This is a genomic window from Streptomyces humi (assembly GCF_001005085.2).
Lineage (GTDB): Bacteria > Actinomycetota > Actinomycetes > Streptomycetales > Streptomycetaceae > Streptomyces > Streptomyces humi.
This window is the reverse complement of sequence record NZ_LBMU02000071.1, coordinates 18,044-36,706: the sequence shown is the minus strand read 5'-3', so window position 1 is coordinate 36,706 and position 18,663 is coordinate 18,044. Positions and strand designations below refer to the sequence as shown.

The following is an 18,663-nucleotide window of genomic DNA, read 5'->3' as shown; positions in this document are numbered from 1 at the left end:
CAGCATTTCGAACGTGTGACGAAATCTCGAACAGCTGAGGGGCAACTGCCGTGCGCATCACCGGAATCAGCACACACGTGGTCGGGACGCCCTGGCGCAACCTGACCTACGTCCAGGTGCACACCGACGAGGGGATCACGGGAGTCGGCGAGACCCGGATGCTCGGTCACACCGACGCGCTGATCGGCTACCTGCGGGAGGCCGAGGCGAACCACATTCTCGGTTCCGACCCGTTCGCAGTGGAAGACCTCGTACGCCGGATGAAGTACGGCGACTACGGCCGGGCGGGCGAGATCGTCATGTCCGGCATCGCCGTGATCGAGATGGCCTGCTGGGACATCAAGGGCAAGGCCCTGGGCGTGCCGGTGTGGCAGCTGCTCGGCGGCAAGGTGACCGACAAGGTCAAGGCGTACGCCAACGGCTGGTACACCACCGAGCGGACGCCGGAGGCGTACCACAAGGCGGCCCAGGGAGTGATCGAGCGCGGGTACCGGGCGCTGAAGATCGACCCGTTCGGCACCGGGCACTTCGAGCTGGACCACGAGCAGACGCTGTACTCCGTCTCGCTCATCGAGGCCGTGCGGGACGCCATCGGGCCGGACGCCGAGCTGATGCTGGAGATGCACGGCCGCTTCTCCCCCGCCACCGCCGTACGGCTGGCCAAGGAGCTGGCCCCCTTCAAGCCGGCCTGGCTGGAGGAGCCCTGCCCGCCGGAGAACCTGAAGGCGCTGGAGAAGGTCGCCGCCAAGGTGGACATCCCGGTCGCCACCGGTGAGCGCATCCACGACCGCATCGAGTTCCGCGAGCTCTTCGAGAGCCAGGCCGTGGACATCATCCAGCCGGACGTCGGCCATATCGGTGGAATCTGGGAGACGCGCAAGCTCGCCGCCACCGCCGAGACGCACTACGTGCTGGTCGCGCCGCACAACGTCGGCGGCTCCGTACTGACCGCCGCCTCCCTCCAGGTCGGGTTCACCTCCCCGAACTTCAAGATCCTGGAGCACTTCAACGACTTCGCCGACGCCGAGATCAAGAAGGTGGTCAAGGGCGCGCCCGAGGTGGTCGACGGGTACTTCCACCTGTCCGACGCGCCGGGGCTCGGGGTCGAGTTCGACGCCGACGCGGCCGCGGAGTTCCCGCAGCAGCAGGCCCGCTTCGACCTGTGGGCGGACGGCTGGGAGCAGCGCAAGCCCAAGGGCACGAAGTGAGCGCGACCCAGGTCGTCGTCGAGGCGCCGGGCAGCCACCGGGTCGAGGAGCACACGCCCCGCGACCCCGGCCCCGGAGAGGCGCTGGTCGCCGTGCACGCGGTCGGGATTTGCGGAAGCGACCGCGAGGTGTACCAGGGGAACCGGCCCGAGGGGTACGTCCGGTACCCGCTGACGCCGGGTCACGAGTGGTCCGGGACGGTACGGGCGGTGGGCGCCGGCGTGCCCGGAGGCCTGGTCGGCCGCAAGGTCGTCGGCGAGGGCTTCCGGAACTGCCAGGTGTGCGACCGCTGCCACGCCGGCGAGACCACCCTGTGCACCGACGGCTACGAGGAGACCGGCTTCACCCAGCCGGGCGCCATGGCCACGACGCTCACCCTCCCGGCCCGCCTGCTGCACGTCCTCCCGGACGACGCCGACCTGACGGCCGCGGCTCTCCTGGAGCCCGCCGCCTGTATCGCGGCCGCCGCCCTGAAGGGCAACGCCCAGCCGGGCGAGCGGGTCGCGGTGGTCGGCACCGGGACGCTGGGCATGTTCGCCGTGCAGTTCCTGAAGGCGATCTCGCCGGGCGAACTGCTGGTGGTCGGTACCCGGAACGACCGGGAGGCGCTCTCCCGGCAGTTCGGGGCGACCGACTTCCGGACCAGGGACCAGAAACTGCCCGACGACTTCGACGTGGTCATCGAGACCGCCGGGTCCGCGTCCGCCGCGCGCACCGCCGCCTCCCTGCTCAGGCGCGGCGGACGCCTGGTCCTGACCGGGATCCCGGCCGCGGGTGCCGACGGTCTCGACCCGACCGAGCTCGTCGTACGGCAGCTGGAGGTGCACACCGTCTTCGGTGCGCCGCCGGACGCCTGGGCGCACACGGTACGGGTCTTCGGGGCCGGTCTCCTCGACCCCTCGCCACTGATCACGCACGAGCTGCCGCTGACCGAGTTCCCCCAGGCCATCGAGCTGGTGGGGGCCGGTGATCCGAAGGTGGGCAAGGTGCTGCTCCGCCCCTGAGTCGTACGCCGGTCGCGGCGTGCCCTGACCTCGCCGTGACCGGCGTACCACCAAGCCGTTTTCTCTACCCCGAGCCGCGAACCTTGTCCGATATACCGAACATGAAGGACAGCTTGTGACGACCGACGCTTCCGTTACGGCGGCCCGCCGACCCGGTGAGCAGGCGCTCACCGCCCTCGGTCTGGGCGCGCCCGCCCTCGACCCCGCCGACGCCTCCGCCCACAGCTTCCCGGGCGGCGGCAAGTGGCGCACCGAGATTCCCTCCTGCGAGGGTCCCGAGGCGCTTGCCGTCGTACTCAAGGAGTCCTCGCGCCTGGACGTGCCGATCCACCGGATCAGCCAGGGCAGCGGCGTGTGGATGCTCACCGACGCCGAGATCACCGAGATGGTCGACGCCACCGCCGAACGGGACATCGAGCTCTGCCTGTTCACCGGCCCGCGCGGCACCTGGGACATCGGCGGCTCGGTGCGCTCCGACTCGCGGGGGGCCGGACTGCGCGCCCGCGGTCACGACGCCGTCGCCGGCTGCGTCGAGGACGCGGTCCGGGCCACGGAGCTGGGCGTCAAGTGCCTGCTCGTCGCCGACGAGGGCGTGCTGTGGACGCTGCACCGGGCGCGGGAGGCCGGAATCATCCCGGCCGACACCACGCTGAAGGTGTCCGCGCTGATCGGTCCGGTCAACCCGGCGTCGTACTCCGTCTTCGAGCACCTGGGCGCCGACTCGGTCAACGTGCCGAGCGACCTGACGCTCGACCACCTCACCGAGATCCGCCGGGTGTCCGGCGCTCCCCTGGACATGTACATCGAGGCCCCGGACGACCTCGGCGGCTACATCCGGATGTACGAGGTCGCCGAGCTGATCCGGCGCGGCGCGCCGGTCTACCTGAAGTTCGGCCTGTCCAAGGCGCCCGGCATCTACCCGTGGGGCACCCACCTGCGGGACGTGACGCTGAGCACCGCGAAGGAGCGGGTGCGGCGGGGCCGGCTCGCGCTGGACCTGCTGGCCCGGCACGGCGCGGACGGCGACATGGCGCCGCTGGGGTCGCGGCTGCCGGGGGCTCTCCGCCGGTTCCCCGTCGAGGGTTCCGCCTGACGAACGTTGGGGACTGCGGGTCCGTCGTGGCTGGTCGCGCAGTTCCCCGCGCCCCTTCGGGGCGCTTCAACCTCTCAACGACGAGAAGAACAGGGACGATCACCATGCGCACTCGTAGAAGCGCCCTCACCCTCATAGCCGGGGCCGCCTCCCTCGCCCTGACGCTGTCCGCCTGCGGCCAGAGCGGCGAAGGCGGCAGCAAGGAGGACAGCGGCAGCGCCAAGGGCGGCACCATCGGCATCGCGATGCCGACCAAGTCCTCCGAGCGCTGGATCAACGACGGCAACAACGTCGTCAAGAACCTGGAGTCCAAGGGCTACAAGACCAAGCTGGTCTACGGCGAGGACGACCCGGACACCCAGGTCTCCCAGATCGAGAACCTGATCACGCAGGGCGTCAAGGGCCTGATCATCGCGGCCATCGACAACAAGTCCCTGAACAACGTGCTCCAGGAGGCCGCGGACGCCAACATCCCGGTCATCGCCTACGACCGGCTGATCCTCGGCACCAAGAACGTCGACTACTACGCGTCCTTCGACAACGAGAAGGTCGGCGTCGAACAGGGCACGTACATCGTGCACAAGCTCGGTCTGGACAGCGGCAAGAAGGGCCCGTTCAACATCGAGCTGTTCGCCGGCTCGAACGACGACAACAACACCAAGTACTTCTTCAACGGCGCGATGAGCGTGCTCCAGCCGTACATCGACAAGAAGCAGCTGGTGGTCAAGTCCGGCCAGACCGCGCTGAACAAGGTCACCACGCTGCGCTGGGACGGCGCGACCGCGCAGTCGCGCATGGAGGACATCCTCACCTCCTCCTACAAGTCCGCCAAGGTCGACGCGGTGCTCTCGCCCTACGACGGCATCTCGATCGGCATCATCGCCGCGCTGAAGTCGGACGGCTACGGGTCCGGCAGCCAGCCGCTGCCCGTCATCACGGGTCAGGACGCCGAGCTGGCCTCGGTGAAGTCGATCATCGCGGGTCAGCAGACGCAGACCGTCTACAAGGACACCCGGCAGCTCGCCAAGGTCGCCGCGACCATGGTCGACGACGTCCTGAACAAGAAGACCCCGCAGGTCAACGACACCAAGACCTACAACAACGGGTCCAAGGTCGTCCCCGCCTACCTGCTCCAGCCGGTGAGCGTCGACAAGACCAACTACGAGGAAGTCCTGGTCAAGGGCGGCTACTACACCGACGCCGAGCTCAAGTAATCCGCCGGCCCTGACCGACAAGCACTGATTGGAAGGCAGACCATGGCGGGACCCGTCCTGGAAATGCGCTCGATCGTCAAGACCTTTCCCGGCGTCAAGGCGTTGTCGGACGTCACGCTGACCGTCCGCCAGGGCGAGGTCCACGCCATCTGCGGGGAGAACGGCGCCGGCAAGTCGACCCTCATGAAGGTCCTCTCCGGCGTCCACCCGCACGGCAGTTACGAGGGCGAGATCCTCTTCGAGGGACAGCTCTGCGAGTTCGGTGACATCCGGGCGAGCGAACAGCGCGGCATCGTGATCATCCACCAGGAGCTGGCGCTGTCGCCGTACCTCTCGCTGGCGGAGAACATCTTCCTCGGCAACGAACACGCCAAGGGCGGGTTCATCGACTGGCGGGAGACCCTGCGGCACGCAACCGAACTGCTGCGCCGGGTGGGTCTGGACGACCACCCGGAGACCCGCGTCGCCGACATCGGCGTGGGCAAGCAGCAGCTGGTGGAGATCGCGAAGGCGCTGTCGAAGAAGGTGAAGCTGCTCATCCTCGACGAGCCCACCGCGGCGCTGAACGACGAGGACAGCGGCAAACTCCTCGATCTGATCCTGGAGTTGAAGAACCAGGGCATCACCTCGATCATCATCTCCCACAAGCTCAACGAGATCCGCCGGGTCGCCGACTCGGTCACGATCATCCGGGACGGTCACTCCATCGAGACCCTCGACGTGAAGTCGAAGGAGACGACCGAGGAGCGGATCATCTCCGGCATGGTGGGCCGCGACCTGGACCACCGCTTCCCCGAGCGCACCCCCTACGAGGGCGAGGAGGACGCGGCGCCGGCCCTGGAGATCCGCGACTGGACCGTGCGGCACCCGATCGACCACGAGCGCAAGGTCGTCGACGACGTGTCGATCCACGTCCGGCGCGGTGAGATCGTCGGTATCGCGGGCCTGATGGGCGCTGGCCGCACCGAACTGGCGATGAACGTCTTCGGGCGGACCTACGGCCGCTACGACGGCGGGACGGTCCTCAAGGACGGCACCGAGATCCGTACCAAGTCGGTCGCCGAGGCGGTCGGGCACGGCATCGCGTACGTCACCGAGGACCGCAAGCACTACGGCCTCAACCTCATCGACACCATCAACCGGAACATCTCGCTGACCGCGCTGAAGAAGGTGGCCAGGCGAGGGATCGTGGACGAGCACGAGGAGCGGCAGGTCTCCGAGGGCTACCGCAAGTCCATGAACATCAAGGCGCCGACGGTCTTCGAGCCGGTGGGCAAGCTGTCGGGCGGCAACCAGCAGAAGGTCGTCCTCAGCAAGTGGATCTTCGCCGGTCCCGAGGTGCTGATCCTGGACGAGCCGACCCGCGGTATCGACGTGGGCGCCAAGTACGAGATCTACACGGTCATCGACCAACTGGCCGCCCAGGGCAAGGCGGTCGTCTTCATCTCCTCCGAGCTGCCCGAACTGCTCGGCATGTGCGACCGCATCTACACCATGGCCGCGGGCCGCCTGACCGGTGAGGTGCCCAGGGCCGAGGCCACGCAGGAAGTGCTGATGCGCCATATGACGAAGGACAAAGAGGTAACGCGATGAGCACGGATGTCACCGCCAAGAGCCCGGCGCCCGCGCCGCCGGGCGGGAGCGGATCGGCCGCCGACGGGAACCTGCTCCGGATGGTCCTCGACGGACTGCGCCGCAACATGCGCCAGTACGGGATGCTGATCGCGCTCGGTCTGATCGTCGCCCTGTTCGCCGTGTGGACCGACGGGGACCTGCTGCTGCCGCGCAACGTCTCCAACCTGGTCCTCCAGAACAGCTACATCCTGATCCTGGCCATCGGCATGATGATGGTGATCATCGCCGGGCACATCGACCTGTCGGTCGGCTCACTGACCGCGTTCGTGGGCGCCTTCGCGGCCGTGCTGACGGTCAACCACGGGGTGCCCTGGCCGGTCGCCCTGGTCCTGTGCCTGGTGATGGGGGCCTTCGCGGGCGCCGCCCAAGGCGTGCTGATCGCCTACTTCGGCATACCGTCGTTCATCGTCACCCTCGCGGGGATGCTGCTCTTCCGCGGTCTCACCGAGATCCTGCTCCAGGGTCAGACCATCGGCCCGTTCCCGAACGGCCTTCAGAACCTCGGCAACGGCTTCCTCCCCGAGGTCGGCCCGCACACCAACTACCACAACATCACGCTGCTGCTGGGCCTCGTGCTGATCGCCGCCGTGGTCTGGCAGGAGTTCCGGGACCGGCGCCGCCAGCAGGAGTTCGCCCTTGATGTGCCGCCCACCCGGCTGTTCCTGCTGAAGCTGACCGCGCTCGTCGCCGCGATCCTCGTCATGACGATGCTGCTCGCCAGCTACAAGGGCGCCCCGATCGTCCTGATCGTGCTGGGCGTGCTGGTCGTCGGCTACGGCTACGTGATGCGCAACGCGGTCTTCGGCCGGCATATCTACGCGATCGGCGGCAACCTGCCGGCGGCCAAGCTGTCCGGCGTCAAGGACAAGAAGGTCACCTTCTACGTCTTCCTGAACATGGGCGTGCTCGCGGCCCTGGCCGGTCTGGTGGTAGCGGCCCGGCTGAACGCGGCCTCGCCGAAGGCGGGCGACGGTTTCGAACTGGAGGCGATCGCCTCCTCGTTCATCGGCGGCGCCTCCATGAGCGGCGGTGTCGGCACCATCCTCGGTGCCATCATCGGCGGTCTCGTCCTCGGCGTGCTGAACAACGGCATGAACCTCCTCAGCGTCGGCACCGACTGGCAGCAGGTCATCAAGGGCCTCGCCCTGCTCGCGGCGGTCGGGTTCGACGTGTGGAACAAGCGCAAGTCCGGTTCGTAGTCAGCGCGGGCCCCGCCGGAAGGCGGGGCCCCTCCTTTATCCAGGAGCCGCACGTGGAACTGAACAGACGCACGGTCATCGCAGGAGCCGCGGCGGCGGGCATCGCCGCCACCACCCTCGGGACGGGCAGTGCCGAGGCCGCCACCGGTTCGGGAGGCAGGAAGCCGGTGAAGGAGTCCTTCGGGAAGCTCGCCGACGGCACGAAGATCTACCGCTGGTCGCTGGAGAACGGCGGCACCCGGCTGAAGGTCCTCAACTGGGGCGGAGTCGTCCAGACCCTGGAGCTGCCGGACCGGCGCGGCCACTACGCCAACGTGGTCAACGGCTTCGACGACATCGACGACTACGTGGCCAAGTCCCCGTACTTCGGCGCCCTGATCGGCCGGTACGGCAACCGCATCGGCAAGGGGCAGTTCACCCTCGACGGCAAGAGCTACCAGCTGTCCGTCAACGACGGTGTGAACAGCCTGCACGGCGGCACCCAGGGCTTCGACAAGCACGTCTGGGACGTCGAGCCGTTCGTGAAGGGCTCGGACGTCGGCCTCGTCCTGCACTACACCAGCATCGACGGCGAGATGGGCTACCCGGGCACGCTCAAGGCGAAGGTGACGTACACGCTGACCCGGCGCGGCGAGTGGGTCATCGACTACGAGGCCACCACCGACAAGGCCACGGTCGTCAACCTCACCAGCCACGTCTACTGGAACCTGGCCGGCGAGGGCAGCGGCACCATCGAGGACCACGAGCTGACGATCGCGGCGGGCCGCTACACGCCGACCGACTCGGGGCTGATCCCCACGGGTGAGCTGGCCACCGTACGCGGCACGCCGTTCGACTTCCGGGAGACCAAGACGATCGGCCGGGACATCCGCGCCGGGCACGTCCAGCAGGTGCAGGCCAAGGGGTACGACCACAACTGGGTGCTCGACAAGGGCGTCACCGCTAAGCCGGAGCACATCGCGACGCTGCGGGACCCGCGGTCGGGCCGGACGCTGAAGATCGCGACCGACCAGCCGGGGCTCCAGTTCTACTCCGGGAACTTCCTGGACGGGACGCTGACGGGGACGGGTGGGCACACCTACCGGCAGGGGGACGCGCTGTGCCTGGAGACGCAGCACTTCCCTGATTCGCCGAACCACGCGAACTTCCCGTCGACCGTGTTGCGGCCGGGGCACGTGTACAGGACGCGGACGGTTCATACGTTCGACGCCTGAGGTAGTGGGGGACTGTGCGGGCAGTAAGGGGCTGGTCGCGCAGTTCCCCGCGCCCCTTCGGGGCGCGTTGCACAACCCGGCGCTGTGAAGAATCGGTCACTCACACTTTTTTCACACCGGGTGAACAGAGGATCAGGCGTCTCCGTATTCAAGGGTGGCCCGTGCTCCCCCGCGCGGGCCACCCAAGACGACGGGCCCGGACGTCCCCATCGGGCCCGCCTCATACGGAGGTTCAATGGCCGGCAACGTCACCTCGTTGTTCCGCAGCGGAGCTCACAGCCCGTCGATGGCGGCGCTGGCACGCGAAGGAGGCGACGGGACCGGGCCGGTTGACTTCTGCATCCCCTGTAACCCCTATTTCCCCACTCCGGCCATGATGGAAACAATGGCCGCGCGGCTCAAGGACATCATCACCTTCTACCCGAGCAGCGCCGACACCATCACCGCCGAGCTGTGCAACCTCCTCCAGCTCCCGCCGCAGGCCGTCGCCATGGGCAACGGCTCCACCGAGCTGATCACCTGGATCGACCACCTGCTGGTCCGCGAGTCCCTCGCCATCCCCGTCCCCACCTTCGGCCGCTGGACCGACCAGCCCATGGAGACCGGCAAGCGGGTCGACATGTTCCCGCTCCAGGAGTCCAGCGGCTTCGCCCTCGACCTCGCGCAGTACGCCGACTTCATCCGCACCCGGGGGACCAAGGTCGCGGTGATCTGCAATCCGAACAACCCCGACGGCGGGTTCCTCCACAAGCACGCGCTCGTCCAGTTCATGGACGCCATGGCCGACCTGGACCTCATCGTCATCGACGAGTCGTTCCTGGAGTTCGCCGACGCCGAACAGGAGCCGAGCGTCGTGCAGGAGGCGATGATCCGGCCGAACGTCATCGTGCTGCGCAGCCTCGGCAAGAACTTCGGCCTGCACGGCATCCGTTTCGGCTACATGGTCGCCAACCCCTCGCTGGCCGGCAAGGTCCGCTCGATGCTGCCGAAGTGGAACCTCAACGCGTTCGCCGAGTACGTCGTCTTCATGCTCAAGGAGCACGGCGCCGAGTACGCGCAGAGCCTGCTCCAGGTCCGCAAGGACCGGCTGGAGATGGCGAGCCAGCTCTCCGCGCTGCCCGGCCTGACCGTCTACCCCTCGCAGGGCAACTTCCTCTTCGTGCGCCTTCCCGTCGGCGCCGAGGGCACCGTGGTCCGGGACCGGATGCTCACCGAGCACCGGATCCTGGTCCGCGAGTGCGGCAACAAGATCGGTTCTTCCAGCCGCTTCCTGAGGCTCGTGGTACGCCCCGAGGTGGACGTGCGTCGCCTGGTGTCCGCCATGGAGCAGGTGCTCTACGGGACCAGGAGGGGAACCGCCGTACCCGAGCTGGGCAACGGGACCAGCTACAGCTCGGGTACGGCGGCCGTCGACCGGCTGGTGAGCGAGACGAACGGGGCGGGGATGCAGTTGGCGCAGGCCGTGGGGGCGGGGCCGGTCCCGAGCCTCGCACCGGCGCCGGGGCCCGGTCTGGCCGCCGCGGCCGGTCTCGGCATGCCGATGGCCGGGCAGTCCGGCGGGGTGGGGGTGCCGCAGCCGATGATGGCGCCGGTTCCGGTGCCGGTGCCGGCGGCGGCTCAGATGCAGATGCCCATGCAGGCGCCGATGGCACCGCAGCCGATGATGGCGCCGACGCCGACGCCCGCGCCGCCGATGCAGATGCCGCAGATGCCCGCGCCCGCGCCTGCCCCCGCGCCCATGCCGACCGGGCCGACGCCCCCCGGGGTGCCGGCCCGCGGTGGGCTGACCGCGGCGCAGGTGCGGGGGGCCACCGCGCCGCCGCCCGCGCCGGGGTTGTCGCCGGCGCCTGCGACGGGGTGGCCGAATGCGCAGAGCTGGCCCAATGCGGCGGGGATGGGACAGACCGGCTGACCGACGGGAGCATCCCGTGTACAGACCGGCTGACCGACGGGGCGTGCCGTGCACAGACCGGCTGACCGGCGGGGGCGTGCCGTGCGCGGCCGGGTGCGGGTTGTCCGTGGCCGGTCGCGCAGTTCCCCGCGCCCCTTTAGGGGCACGTCGAGCTGGACGGCGTTCAACGGTACGGGTGGTGCGTCGCCGGTCGCGCAGTTCCTCCCCCAGCGGCCCTAAAGAGGCTCGTCCACGCGGACGGCGTGCAGTAGTGATGCTCCCAAGGGCAAAACGTGGCAGCTCTCCAGCTTGAAGCCCGTCTCCTCCAGTAGTTGTCGGTAGTGGGCCTCGTCGCGTTCCCGGCCGCCGACGTTGCACAGCATGTGGATGTCCCAGGCCGGGGTCGGGGACGGGGTGCCCTCGTGGGCCGGCAGCAGGCGTTCCACCAGGAGGAGTTCCGTGCCGGGGCGCATCGCCCGCGCGCAGCGGCGCAGGATCGTGCGGCAGCGGTCGTCGTCCCAGTCGTGCAGGACCCGGGACAGGAGATAGACGTCACCGCCGTCGGGCACCGACTCCGTGAAGTCGCCGGGGACGAAGGCACAGCGGCCGGCGAGGTCGGCCAGCCGGGGGCGGGCCGCCGCCAGCGCGTCCGGGCGTTCCAGCAGGACACCCTCCAGGTGGCCGTGGGCCCGCAGGATCCGGCCGAGCAGCGCCCCGTTCCCGCCGCCCACGTCGATCACCCGCCGGGCGGCGGAGAAGTCGGCCAGGTGCGGTACCGGGGTGAACATCTCCGCGCTCGCCGCCATCCCCCGGTGGAAGAGGTCACCGAGCTCGGGGTGCTCGGCGAAGTGGCGGAAGTGGTGCTGCCCGTGCCGGTGGGCGAAAGCTTCCTGCCCGGTGCGTACGGCGTACGGCAGCCCGGCGAAGGAGTCGTAGAACGGGCCGCCGTACAGCAGCGCGAGCGGGTGCAGGGAGAACTCGGCGCCGGTGCGCAGGGGTTCGCCGAGGGCGGTGAGGTGGTACGTGGCGCCGGAGGCGGTGAGCAGGCCGAGGCCGGCCAGGTAGCGCAGCAGGCGGCGCAGCGCGTCCGGGTCGGTGCCGGTCAGCCCGGCGAGGGTGCCGGCGTCGAGACCGGGGCGGGCGGCGAGGTGGTCGGCGAGGCCGAGTTCGGCCATGGTGCGGACGGCCTGGGTGGCCCAGGCACCGGTCATCACGCCGAGCAGGGCGAGGGTGGGGTCGGGGACGGGCTCGTGGCGGCCGGGCAGCCGCAGTTCGAAGCGGCGGTGCCGGGCGGTGCGGAAGTAGAGGACGGTGACGTTCTCGTGGTCGTTGTAGCCGCCGCCGTCCGGGACCGCGCCCGCGCGTTCGGTCAGCAGGGTGCGCAGCCCGGCCGGGATCACCCGTCCCGGTGCGGTGACGGCGAAGGCGTGGTGGGACTCGTGACCGGCAGCGCGCTCGTCGGCGGCGACCGCCTCCAGCGGGGAGCCGGGCGGTACGGGCAGCGCGAAGATCTCCACGGTGCGTCCGGCGACGGGCACGTGCACGATGCCGACCCGGCTGTCCGCGAGGGCCGCGCCGTAGCGCCGGGCCAGCCGCCCGCGCACCACCACGCTGGGGGCGACCGGCCCCGGGTCCAGTCCGGCGCGCCGGAGTTCGTCGCCGAGCCCGTCGAGGGAGGCGGGGAAGACCAGTACGGCGGTGTGGTCGTAGCCGAGGTGCCGGGCGACGTCGGCGCGGTCCTCGGCGGTCAGGCGGGGCAGCAGCTCGGCGAGGACCTGGTCGGTGTCGTGGCCGCGGACGTGGTCGGCCGCGTGCCGGATCCGGTCCAGGTCGGTTTCCGTCAGACATGGCTGTACGACGGAGAGGTTCATGAAGAATTCCCGTTGATCGTGAGGTGTTGATCGTGAGGTGTTGATCGTGAGGTGGGGAGAACCGGGGCTCATGGGCCCCGGAGGATCAGATGCCGGTGTAGTTCTCGGCGAAGAAGTCCTGGTGGCGGCGGGAGGTGCGCAGGCTCTCCAGCCGGGCGTACTGGAGCGCCCGTCCGTACCTGGCCTCGTCCCGGTCGCCGTCGCCGGCGTCGGCGGGGCCGTGCAGCAGGCCGCTCATCCAGTGCGAGAACTCATGGGCCCGCCACACCCGGGGCAGGCAGTCGGCGGCGTACCGGGCGAGGCCGCTCTCGTCACCGCGCAGCAGCACCGCCTCGAAGGCGCGGGCCAGCGACTCGGCCTGGAGCACGGCGAGGTTGGCGCCCTTGGCCGCCGAGGGGCTGATCAGCCCGGCCGCGTCCCCGGCCAGCCACAGCCGCCCGGTGCCCGGGGACTCCAGCACGTCGGAACGGAGGTCGACGACGGTCTTCTCCAGGACGGCGCCCTCGCGCAGCGGCCCGAACTCGGCGGCGCGCATCCGGGTCGCCAGTTCGGCCCAGATCCGGTCCTCGCTCCAGTCGGCGGGGGCGGTGCCGCGCGGGCACTGGAGGTAGTACCGGGTGACCGCGGCCGTGCGCGCCATGTGGCCGGCGAAGCCGCGCTCGTGCAGGGCGTATCCGGTGGCTGGCATGCTGGGCGGGGCGGCGGCCAGCACGGCGAGCCAGGAGACGCCGTGGTCCCAGCGGGCGGCAGGGACACCGCGGGCGGTGAGGGCTGCGCGGCCGGCGCCCCGGTGTCCGTCGCAGCCGGCGACGTACCGGCCGGTGACGTCCGTGCCGTCGCGGAGGCGGACCCGGCCGTCGGTGACGTCCGCCGCCTCGACGCCGAACCTGAGGTCGCCGCCGCGCCGCAGGAACTCGGCGACCAGGTCGCGGACCAGTTCCTGCTGGGGGTAGACGGTGTGCACCTCGCCGCGGCCCAGACCGGCGTAGTCGAGGGTGAACTCGCCGCGCTCGCTGCGGAACCGGCAGGTGGTGTGGGTCCTGCCGCGGGCGAGCAGACCGGCCGCCAGGCCGTTCTCGGTGAGGACGCGCACGGAGTGGGCCGCGAGGAATCCGGCGCGGGCCCGGCCCTCCACCGCGGCCCGGCTCCGCCGCTCCAGGACGACGCAGTCGACGCCGCGGTCCAGGAGCAGGTTCCCCAGCACGAGCCCTGCGGGGCCGGCACCGACGATCACCACTCCGGCCTGTACTTCTGCCATGCCCGCCTTCTGAAGTCGCTTATTGATCAAGGTGCTTCATATCACCTGGATCCTGGATACAGTCGGGTGAACTACGTGGATTACCCCTAAAGGGCAGCCGTTCGATTACAGAGGGCGAGGGCGGCGACCGGCCCGCGGCAGGTGGGCGTGCCACACCCCGCGGCTGCGGCACGAGCCGCCGGACAGCCCCTAGCCTCGGGGTGTGGAACACAGCAGCGGGGAGCCGGACGACGAGTTCGCCGACGGGGCGCGGAGCGAGTTGTCGCCGCGGACGGTGCGGGCGCTGTGGTGGGGGTCGGCCGGGCTGGTGCTCGGGGTCCTCGGGACCTCCGTGGCCGTCGCCGGTACGGAGCACGGCGGGCGGCTGCCGGTGGCCGTGGCGCTGGTCCTCGCGCAGGTCTGCGCGCTGCGGTGGCTGGTGCGGGCCCCGGTCGCCGTGCTGGCCGCGACCGCGCTGACGGGGCTCGCGGTGTGGGCGCTGCTGCCCGCGGTGAGCCTGACCGGGGCGCTCCTCGGGGCGCAGCTCGCGCTGTGCGTGCTGTCGGCGGTGATGCCCCGGCGGGTGTCGCTGGCGGCGCTCGTGGCGATGTGCCTGCCGGCGCCGCTGGCGTTCGGCGCGGGCGGCCCCGCGGGGCTCGCGGTCTTCGTGCTGACGGTGGTGCTGGCGTGGACCGCGGGGCAGTGGCGCAGGGCGCAGCGGGCCCGGACACGGGCGGAGACGCGCCGGGCGGTGCTGGAGGAGCGGGCGCGGATCGCGCGTGAGGTGCACGACGTCGTGGCGCACACGCTGTCGGTGGTGGTCGTCCAGGCGGGCGCCGCCGACGACGTGTTCACCGAGCGGCCCGACCAGGCCCGGCAGGCACTGCGCGCCATCGAGACGGGCGCCCGCTCGGCACTGGGCGAACTGCGGTTGCTGCTGCGGGCGTTCGGGCCGGACGCCGAGGCGCCGCAGGACGGGGCCGGGCAGCGGACGCCGTCGCTCGCGCGGCTGGACGAACTGGCCGACGCGGTACGGGCGGCCGGACTGGCCGTGCGCATGAGCCGGGAGGGTCCCCTCGACGGACTGCCGGCGGCGGTGGACCTGGCGGCGTACCGGATCGTCCAGGAGGCCCTCACCAACGCGCTGCGCCACGCGGCCGGCGCCGACGAGGTGCGGGTACGGGTGGTGGCCGACGGGGCGGGTGTGCGGGTGACGGTGGTGGACAACGGCCGTACCCGGCCGGGGGTTTCGGTCGGCCGGGGCCGCCCGGACGAGACGGTCTCGGCGGGGGCCGCCCCGAAGGGTGCGGGGCATGGTGTGGCGGGGGCCCGGCGTGGAGTGGTGGGGGCCGGGCGTGGAGTGGTGGGGATGCGGGAGCGGGCCCGGCTGGTGGGTGGCAGTCTGCGTGCCGGGCCGCTGCCCGGCGGCGGGTTCGAGGTGGCGGCGCGGCTGCCGGTGGAGGATGCCTCATGACGTTGCGCGTGCTGGTGGCCGACGACCAGGCCCTGGTCCGTACCGGATTCCGCATGATCATCGACGCCCGGGACGACCTGGAGGTGGTCGGCGAGGCGTCCGACGGGCGGGAGGCGGTGCGGCTGGCCCGGGAACGGGCGCCGGACGTCGTGCTGATGGACGTACGCATGCCCGTGCTGGACGGGATCGAGGCGACCCGGCGGATCGTGGCGGACGGCGGCCGGGCCCGGGTGCTCGTGCTGACCACCTGGGACGTGGACGCGCACGTCGTCGCCGCCCTGCGGGCCGGGGCGAGCGGCTTCCTGCTCAAGGACATCCGCCCCGCCGAGCTCGTCGAGGCGATCCGGGTCACCGCGCGCGGCGACGCGCTGCTGGCACCCGCCGTGCTGAGCCGGGTCCTGGACCGCTTCCTGCGCACCACGCCCGACCCGGCGCCGCCGCCGTCCCTGCGGGAGCTGTCCGGCCGGGAGCGGGAGGTGCTGACCCTGATCGGACAGGCCCTGTCGAACGCGGAGATCGCCGGCCGGCTCGGTCTGTCGGAGGCCACCGTCAAGAACCACGTCACCGCGGTGCTGCGCAAACTGGGTCTGCGCGACCGCGTCCAGGCCGTCGTCGCCGCCTACGACCACGGGCTCGTGGAACCGCGCCGCCCCCGAGGACGCCCCTGAGGACGCCCCGTCCCCGCCGCGGGCCGGCTCCTCCTCAGGTAGGAGACAGGGCCGCGATCCTCCTGTGCTCCCAGTGCCGGTCCGTTCCCGTGGCCGATCCGGTGCCGGGGCGGCCGGCCCTAGCGTCGAGGTGTGACCGACGACCTGACCCGCCTCGTGTACCTGCTCGCCCACGACGAGACCGCCGAGGGCCCCTACGACCGTTCCCGGACCGAGCTGCTGGTCCGTGCCGCCGCCCTGGTCGACCTCGCGCTGCGCGGGCGGCTGCGGGAGGACGGCGACGGCTCGGTGGCCGTGTCCGGCACCACGCCGACCGGTGACCCGGTCCTGGACGGGGTGCTGCGCGACGCCGCCGGGCACGACTGGAAGCACCTGGTGCGCCGGCACCGCAAACGGACCCTGACCGGGCTGGAGGACCGGCTCGCCGCCGCGGGCCTGCTCACCGTGCACGCGCCCCGCACCTTCCTCGGCAGCCGGCGGGTGACCGTGACGGACCCCGCCGTGCCCGCAGCCGTGCGCGCCCGGGTCTCCGCGGTGCTGCACGGGGACGGTCCGGTGCCCGACCTCCCGGCCGTCGACGCGGCGCTGCTGGCGCTGGCCACGGCGGGCGGCGTCCGCTCGGTCGTGTCCCGGCGGGACCGGAAGACGCACCGGGCCCGGATCGACGCCTGCACGGGGCGGCTCGCCGCCCTCGCACCCGGTCTGGAGAAGGCCGTGCGCGGACTGCCGACGACGATGGTCGCCGCCCGGGGCGGCATGGGCGGCGGCGGCTGACGAAGGAACACGGGCACGACCGCACGCCCGGACCGGACGGGGAGACGATGACCACGCACCGCGTCCTGACCACCCTGGATACTGCGCCCTGACCGCGCTGTTCGCGGCGGCCCGGCCCGCGGCACCGACACCACGGGCGGAGTCCGCCACGCCCACCGCCACGCCCACGGCCCCCGGCTCCACGGGAACCGCGGGTGCCGCCCCGACCCGCTCAGTAGGCGACCGGCCAGCCGGTGCTCCAGTTCAGCAGGTTGATGCCGAGCTTGGGCGTGCCGCTGTCGTTGCCGTCGTAGTAGTGGTAGACGATCAGGTCGCCGTCCGTGTCGTTCATGACGGACTCGCCGCCGGGGCCGATGACCGCGCCGTGGGACTCCAGGACGGCCGTGCCGCCGTTGTCGGTCATCGCCACCCCGCTCTTGTCGTAGTAGGGACCGGCGACCGACGTGGCCCGTCCCACCTTCACCTTGTACGTCGAGCTGGTGCCCTGGCAGCACAGGTCGTACGAGGCGAAGAGGTAGTAGTAGCCGTTGCGTTTGACGATGTACGGCGCCTCCACCGCCTTGCTGCCGGTGGGCCGCGCGGCCAGGGAGCGGCGGGCGGTGTCGCCCGCGTACTGCTTGCCGGTCGACGGGTCGATGCGGATCATCTTGATCCCGGTCCACCAACTCCCGAACGACAGCCACCACTTGCCGTCGTCGTCGACGAAGAGGTTGGGGTCGATGGCGTTGTAGTCGCTGGACGACGTCGAGGTGTAGACGATGCCGTAGTCCGACCAGGAGCCCGGCAGCCCCGTCGTGGAACCGGCCAATCCGATGGCCGAGGTGTTGGAGCCGAAGGTGGAGACGGCGTAGTACATCAGGTACTTGCCACCGTGGTAGGAGATGTCCGGCGCCCACGCCTCGGTGGCGTACGACGACCACCAGCCCGGCTTGGTGGTGAACGCGTCGGCGCCCGCCGTGAAGGCGGTCCGGTCGGTGGACGTCTTGTACGCGAGGCCGCCGCCGGTGGAGTACAGCAGGTAGCGGCCCGCGGAGGTGCGGATCATCGTCGGGTCGTGGACGACCACGTCGCCCGTGACGGTGCCCGGGTTGGGGTAGGCCGAAGCGGTCGTGGGGACCAGGGCGAGCAGGAGTGCGGCGGGGAGGGCGAGAAGTGCGGTTCGGGTGCGGCTCACGCGAAGCCTCCTTCTTCATTCGTCCGGAATATCGAACGGCGATCGCCAATTCGGACGGACCGTAGAATCGAATCGTTTTGCGGTCAACGGTTCGCACAGGGTTCACGTGTCAACCCGGCTGTCTCAACCGACGACTTGACTGTGGCCCACTTTGCAGAACTGACAGCCCGCGAACAGAAACCCTTCCTACGGTGCCGTGTCCATGACAGACACCTCAGATGCCGCCCGCTCCGTCGGGCGCCGTACCGTACTCGTCGCCACCGGGACGACCGCCGCTGCCCTGGCCGTGGGCGCAGCGGTCTCGACCGAGGCCCCCGCGGCAGTCGCCGCCCCCGATCTCCAGCCGGCCGCCGCGGCGGCGGTCTGCTCGCTCACGGAGGAGATGACCGAAGGCCCCTACTACCTCGACGGGGCGCTGGTCCGCAGCAACATCACCGAAGGCAAGCCGGGCATCACGCTCGCCCTCGCCCTCACCGTCGTCAACTCCGCCTGCACCGTGATCCCGAACGCGCTGGTCGAGGTCTGGCACGCCGACGCGCTCGGCGAGTACTCGGGCTACGTCGGCGCCAACGGGCACAACGAGACCGACGACGGCACCTTCCTGCGCGGCGGTGTGCTCACCGACTCCAGCGGGGTCGCCAACATCACGACCATCTACCCGGGCTGGTACCGGGGCCGCTGCGTCCACATCCACGTGAAGGTGCACACCGGCGTCACCCTGACCTCGGACGGCTCCTTCACCGGCGGTTCCACCGTGCACACCGGCCAGCTCTTCGTCGCCGAGACCATCACCACGGCGGTCGCCAAGGTCTCGCCGTACTCCACCAACACGGTCACCCGCACCACGCTCGCCCAGGACGGCATCTACGACGACGGAGGCGCCTCCTCGGGCCTCATGACCGTCACCGGTTCCACCTCCGCCGGCTACACCGGCACGCTCACCCTCGGCGTCTCCAGCTGACGTCCGGGCCCTGGGGGACGCCGGGTGCGCCCGTCCCCCGGGGCCC

The 18,663-nt window shown here is 70.9% G+C and carries 15 protein-coding genes; 12 read left to right on the top strand and 3 right to left on the bottom strand.

Translation table 11 applies throughout. The features are described 5' to 3' along the window. Window positions 1-50: 50 nt before the first annotated feature. The 8 genes from AAW13_RS29200 to AAW13_RS29165 all read left to right on the top strand — a co-directional run bounded on the left by AAW13_RS29200 (window position 51) and on the right by AAW13_RS29165 (window position 10,479). Window positions 51-1,208 (top strand): mandelate racemase/muconate lactonizing enzyme family protein, encoded by a 1,158-nt coding sequence (locus AAW13_RS29200; RefSeq protein ID WP_046729063.1) that lies wholly within the window; start codon window positions 51-53, stop codon window positions 1,206-1,208. After that, window positions 1,205-2,212 (top strand): zinc-dependent alcohol dehydrogenase, encoded by a 1,008-nt coding sequence (locus AAW13_RS29195; RefSeq protein ID WP_046729064.1) that lies wholly within the window; start codon window positions 1,205-1,207, stop codon window positions 2,210-2,212. The genes AAW13_RS29200 and AAW13_RS29195 overlap by 4 nt, the downstream gene beginning before the upstream one ends. A gap of 115 nt (window positions 2,213-2,327) precedes the next feature. Next, window positions 2,328-3,305, top strand: a complete 978-nt coding sequence (locus AAW13_RS29190; protein WP_046729065.1) for a hypothetical protein — start codon at window positions 2,328-2,330, stop codon at window positions 3,303-3,305. 104 nt (window positions 3,306-3,409) lie between these two features. Next, the gene (gene chvE, locus AAW13_RS29185) at window positions 3,410-4,519 is read left to right on the top strand and encodes a multiple monosaccharide ABC transporter substrate-binding protein (RefSeq protein ID WP_046729066.1); all 1,110 of its coding nucleotides are present in this window, start codon (window positions 3,410-3,412) and stop codon (window positions 4,517-4,519) included. 42 nt (window positions 4,520-4,561) lie between these two features. Continuing rightward, window positions 4,562-6,112: a multiple monosaccharide ABC transporter ATP-binding protein gene (mmsA, locus tag AAW13_RS29180; protein ID WP_046729067.1), complete on the top strand. Its 1,551-nt coding sequence runs from the start codon at window positions 4,562-4,564 to the stop codon at window positions 6,110-6,112. Then, entirely contained in the window at window positions 6,109-7,353 is a 1,245-nt protein-coding gene (mmsB, locus tag AAW13_RS29175) for a multiple monosaccharide ABC transporter permease (RefSeq protein ID WP_046729068.1), read from the top strand. Before mmsA ends, mmsB begins: the two co-directional genes overlap by 4 nt. Before the next feature lie 53 nt (window positions 7,354-7,406). Further along, a complete protein-coding gene (locus AAW13_RS29170; protein WP_046729069.1) occupies window positions 7,407-8,567 on the top strand; it encodes an aldose epimerase family protein in 1,161 nt (386 codons plus the stop codon). Between the two features lie 235 nt (window positions 8,568-8,802). Continuing rightward, complete coding sequence (locus AAW13_RS29165; protein WP_046729070.1) at window positions 8,803-10,479, top strand: pyridoxal phosphate-dependent aminotransferase; 1,677 nt, start codon at window positions 8,803-8,805, stop codon at window positions 10,477-10,479. Between the two features lie 215 nt (window positions 10,480-10,694). On the opposite strand, the gene AAW13_RS47495 is transcribed toward AAW13_RS29165, so the two are convergent. Next, window positions 10,695-12,329 carry a methyltransferase gene (locus AAW13_RS47495; protein ID WP_046729071.1) on the bottom strand — a complete coding sequence of 545 codons (1,635 nt, stop codon included), beginning with the start codon at window positions 12,327-12,329 and terminating at the stop codon, window positions 10,695-10,697. 85 nt (window positions 12,330-12,414) lie between these two features. Then, window positions 12,415-13,587 (bottom strand): 4-hydroxybenzoate 3-monooxygenase, encoded by a 1,173-nt coding sequence (locus AAW13_RS29155; RefSeq protein ID WP_046729072.1) that lies wholly within the window; start codon window positions 13,585-13,587, stop codon window positions 12,415-12,417. A gap of 202 nt (window positions 13,588-13,789) precedes the next feature. Between AAW13_RS29155 and AAW13_RS29150 the strand changes: the two genes are divergently transcribed. The 3 genes from AAW13_RS29150 to AAW13_RS29140 all read left to right on the top strand — a co-directional run bounded on the left by AAW13_RS29150 (window position 13,790) and on the right by AAW13_RS29140 (window position 16,482). After that, a complete protein-coding gene (locus tag AAW13_RS29150; RefSeq protein ID WP_206306290.1) occupies window positions 13,790-15,040 on the top strand; it encodes a sensor histidine kinase in 1,251 nt (416 codons plus the stop codon). Beyond that, window positions 15,037-15,708: a response regulator gene (locus AAW13_RS29145; protein ID WP_046729073.1), complete on the top strand. Its 672-nt coding sequence runs from the start codon at window positions 15,037-15,039 to the stop codon at window positions 15,706-15,708. The genes AAW13_RS29150 and AAW13_RS29145 overlap by 4 nt, the downstream gene beginning before the upstream one ends. Window positions 15,709-15,840: 132 nt before the next feature. After that, the gene (locus AAW13_RS29140) at window positions 15,841-16,482 is read left to right on the top strand and encodes a GOLPH3/VPS74 family protein (RefSeq protein ID WP_046729074.1); all 642 of its coding nucleotides are present in this window, start codon (window positions 15,841-15,843) and stop codon (window positions 16,480-16,482) included. 211 nt (window positions 16,483-16,693) lie between these two features. Here the strand turns inward: AAW13_RS29140 and AAW13_RS29135 are convergent, their stop codons facing one another. Beyond that, entirely contained in the window at window positions 16,694-17,656 is a 963-nt protein-coding gene (locus tag AAW13_RS29135) for an arabinan endo-1,5-alpha-L-arabinosidase (RefSeq protein ID WP_046729075.1), read from the bottom strand. A 202-nt stretch (window positions 17,657-17,858) separates the two neighbouring features. Here AAW13_RS29135 and AAW13_RS29130 point away from each other — a divergent pair, with 202 nt between their 5' ends. Then, window positions 17,859-18,617, top strand: coding sequence for an intradiol ring-cleavage dioxygenase (locus AAW13_RS29130; RefSeq protein ID WP_046729076.1), 759 nt, complete (start codon window positions 17,859-17,861; stop codon window positions 18,615-18,617). Window positions 18,618-18,663: the final 46 nt, after the last annotated feature.

Coding starts and splice junctions, on each gene's coding strand:
- chvE (WP_046729066.1), top strand. CDS start 3,410: ATGCGCACTCGTAGAAGCGCCCTCACCCTCATAGCCGGGGCCGCCTCC.
- mmsA (WP_046729067.1), top strand. CDS start 4,562: ATGGCGGGACCCGTCCTGGAAATGCGCTCGATCGTCAAGACCTTTCCC.
- mmsB (WP_046729068.1), top strand. CDS start 6,109: ATGAGCACGGATGTCACCGCCAAGAGCCCGGCGCCCGCGCCGCCGGGC.
- AAW13_RS29165 (WP_046729070.1), top strand. CDS start 8,803: ATGGCCGGCAACGTCACCTCGTTGTTCCGCAGCGGAGCTCACAGCCCG.
- AAW13_RS47495 (WP_046729071.1), bottom strand. CDS start 12,329: ATGAACCTCTCCGTCGTACAGCCATGTCTGACGGAAACCGACCTGGAC.
- AAW13_RS29155 (WP_046729072.1), bottom strand. CDS start 13,587: ATGGCAGAAGTACAGGCCGGAGTGGTGATCGTCGGTGCCGGCCCCGCA.
- AAW13_RS29145 (WP_046729073.1), top strand. CDS start 15,037: ATGACGTTGCGCGTGCTGGTGGCCGACGACCAGGCCCTGGTCCGTACC.
- AAW13_RS29130 (WP_046729076.1), top strand. CDS start 17,859: ATGACAGACACCTCAGATGCCGCCCGCTCCGTCGGGCGCCGTACCGTA.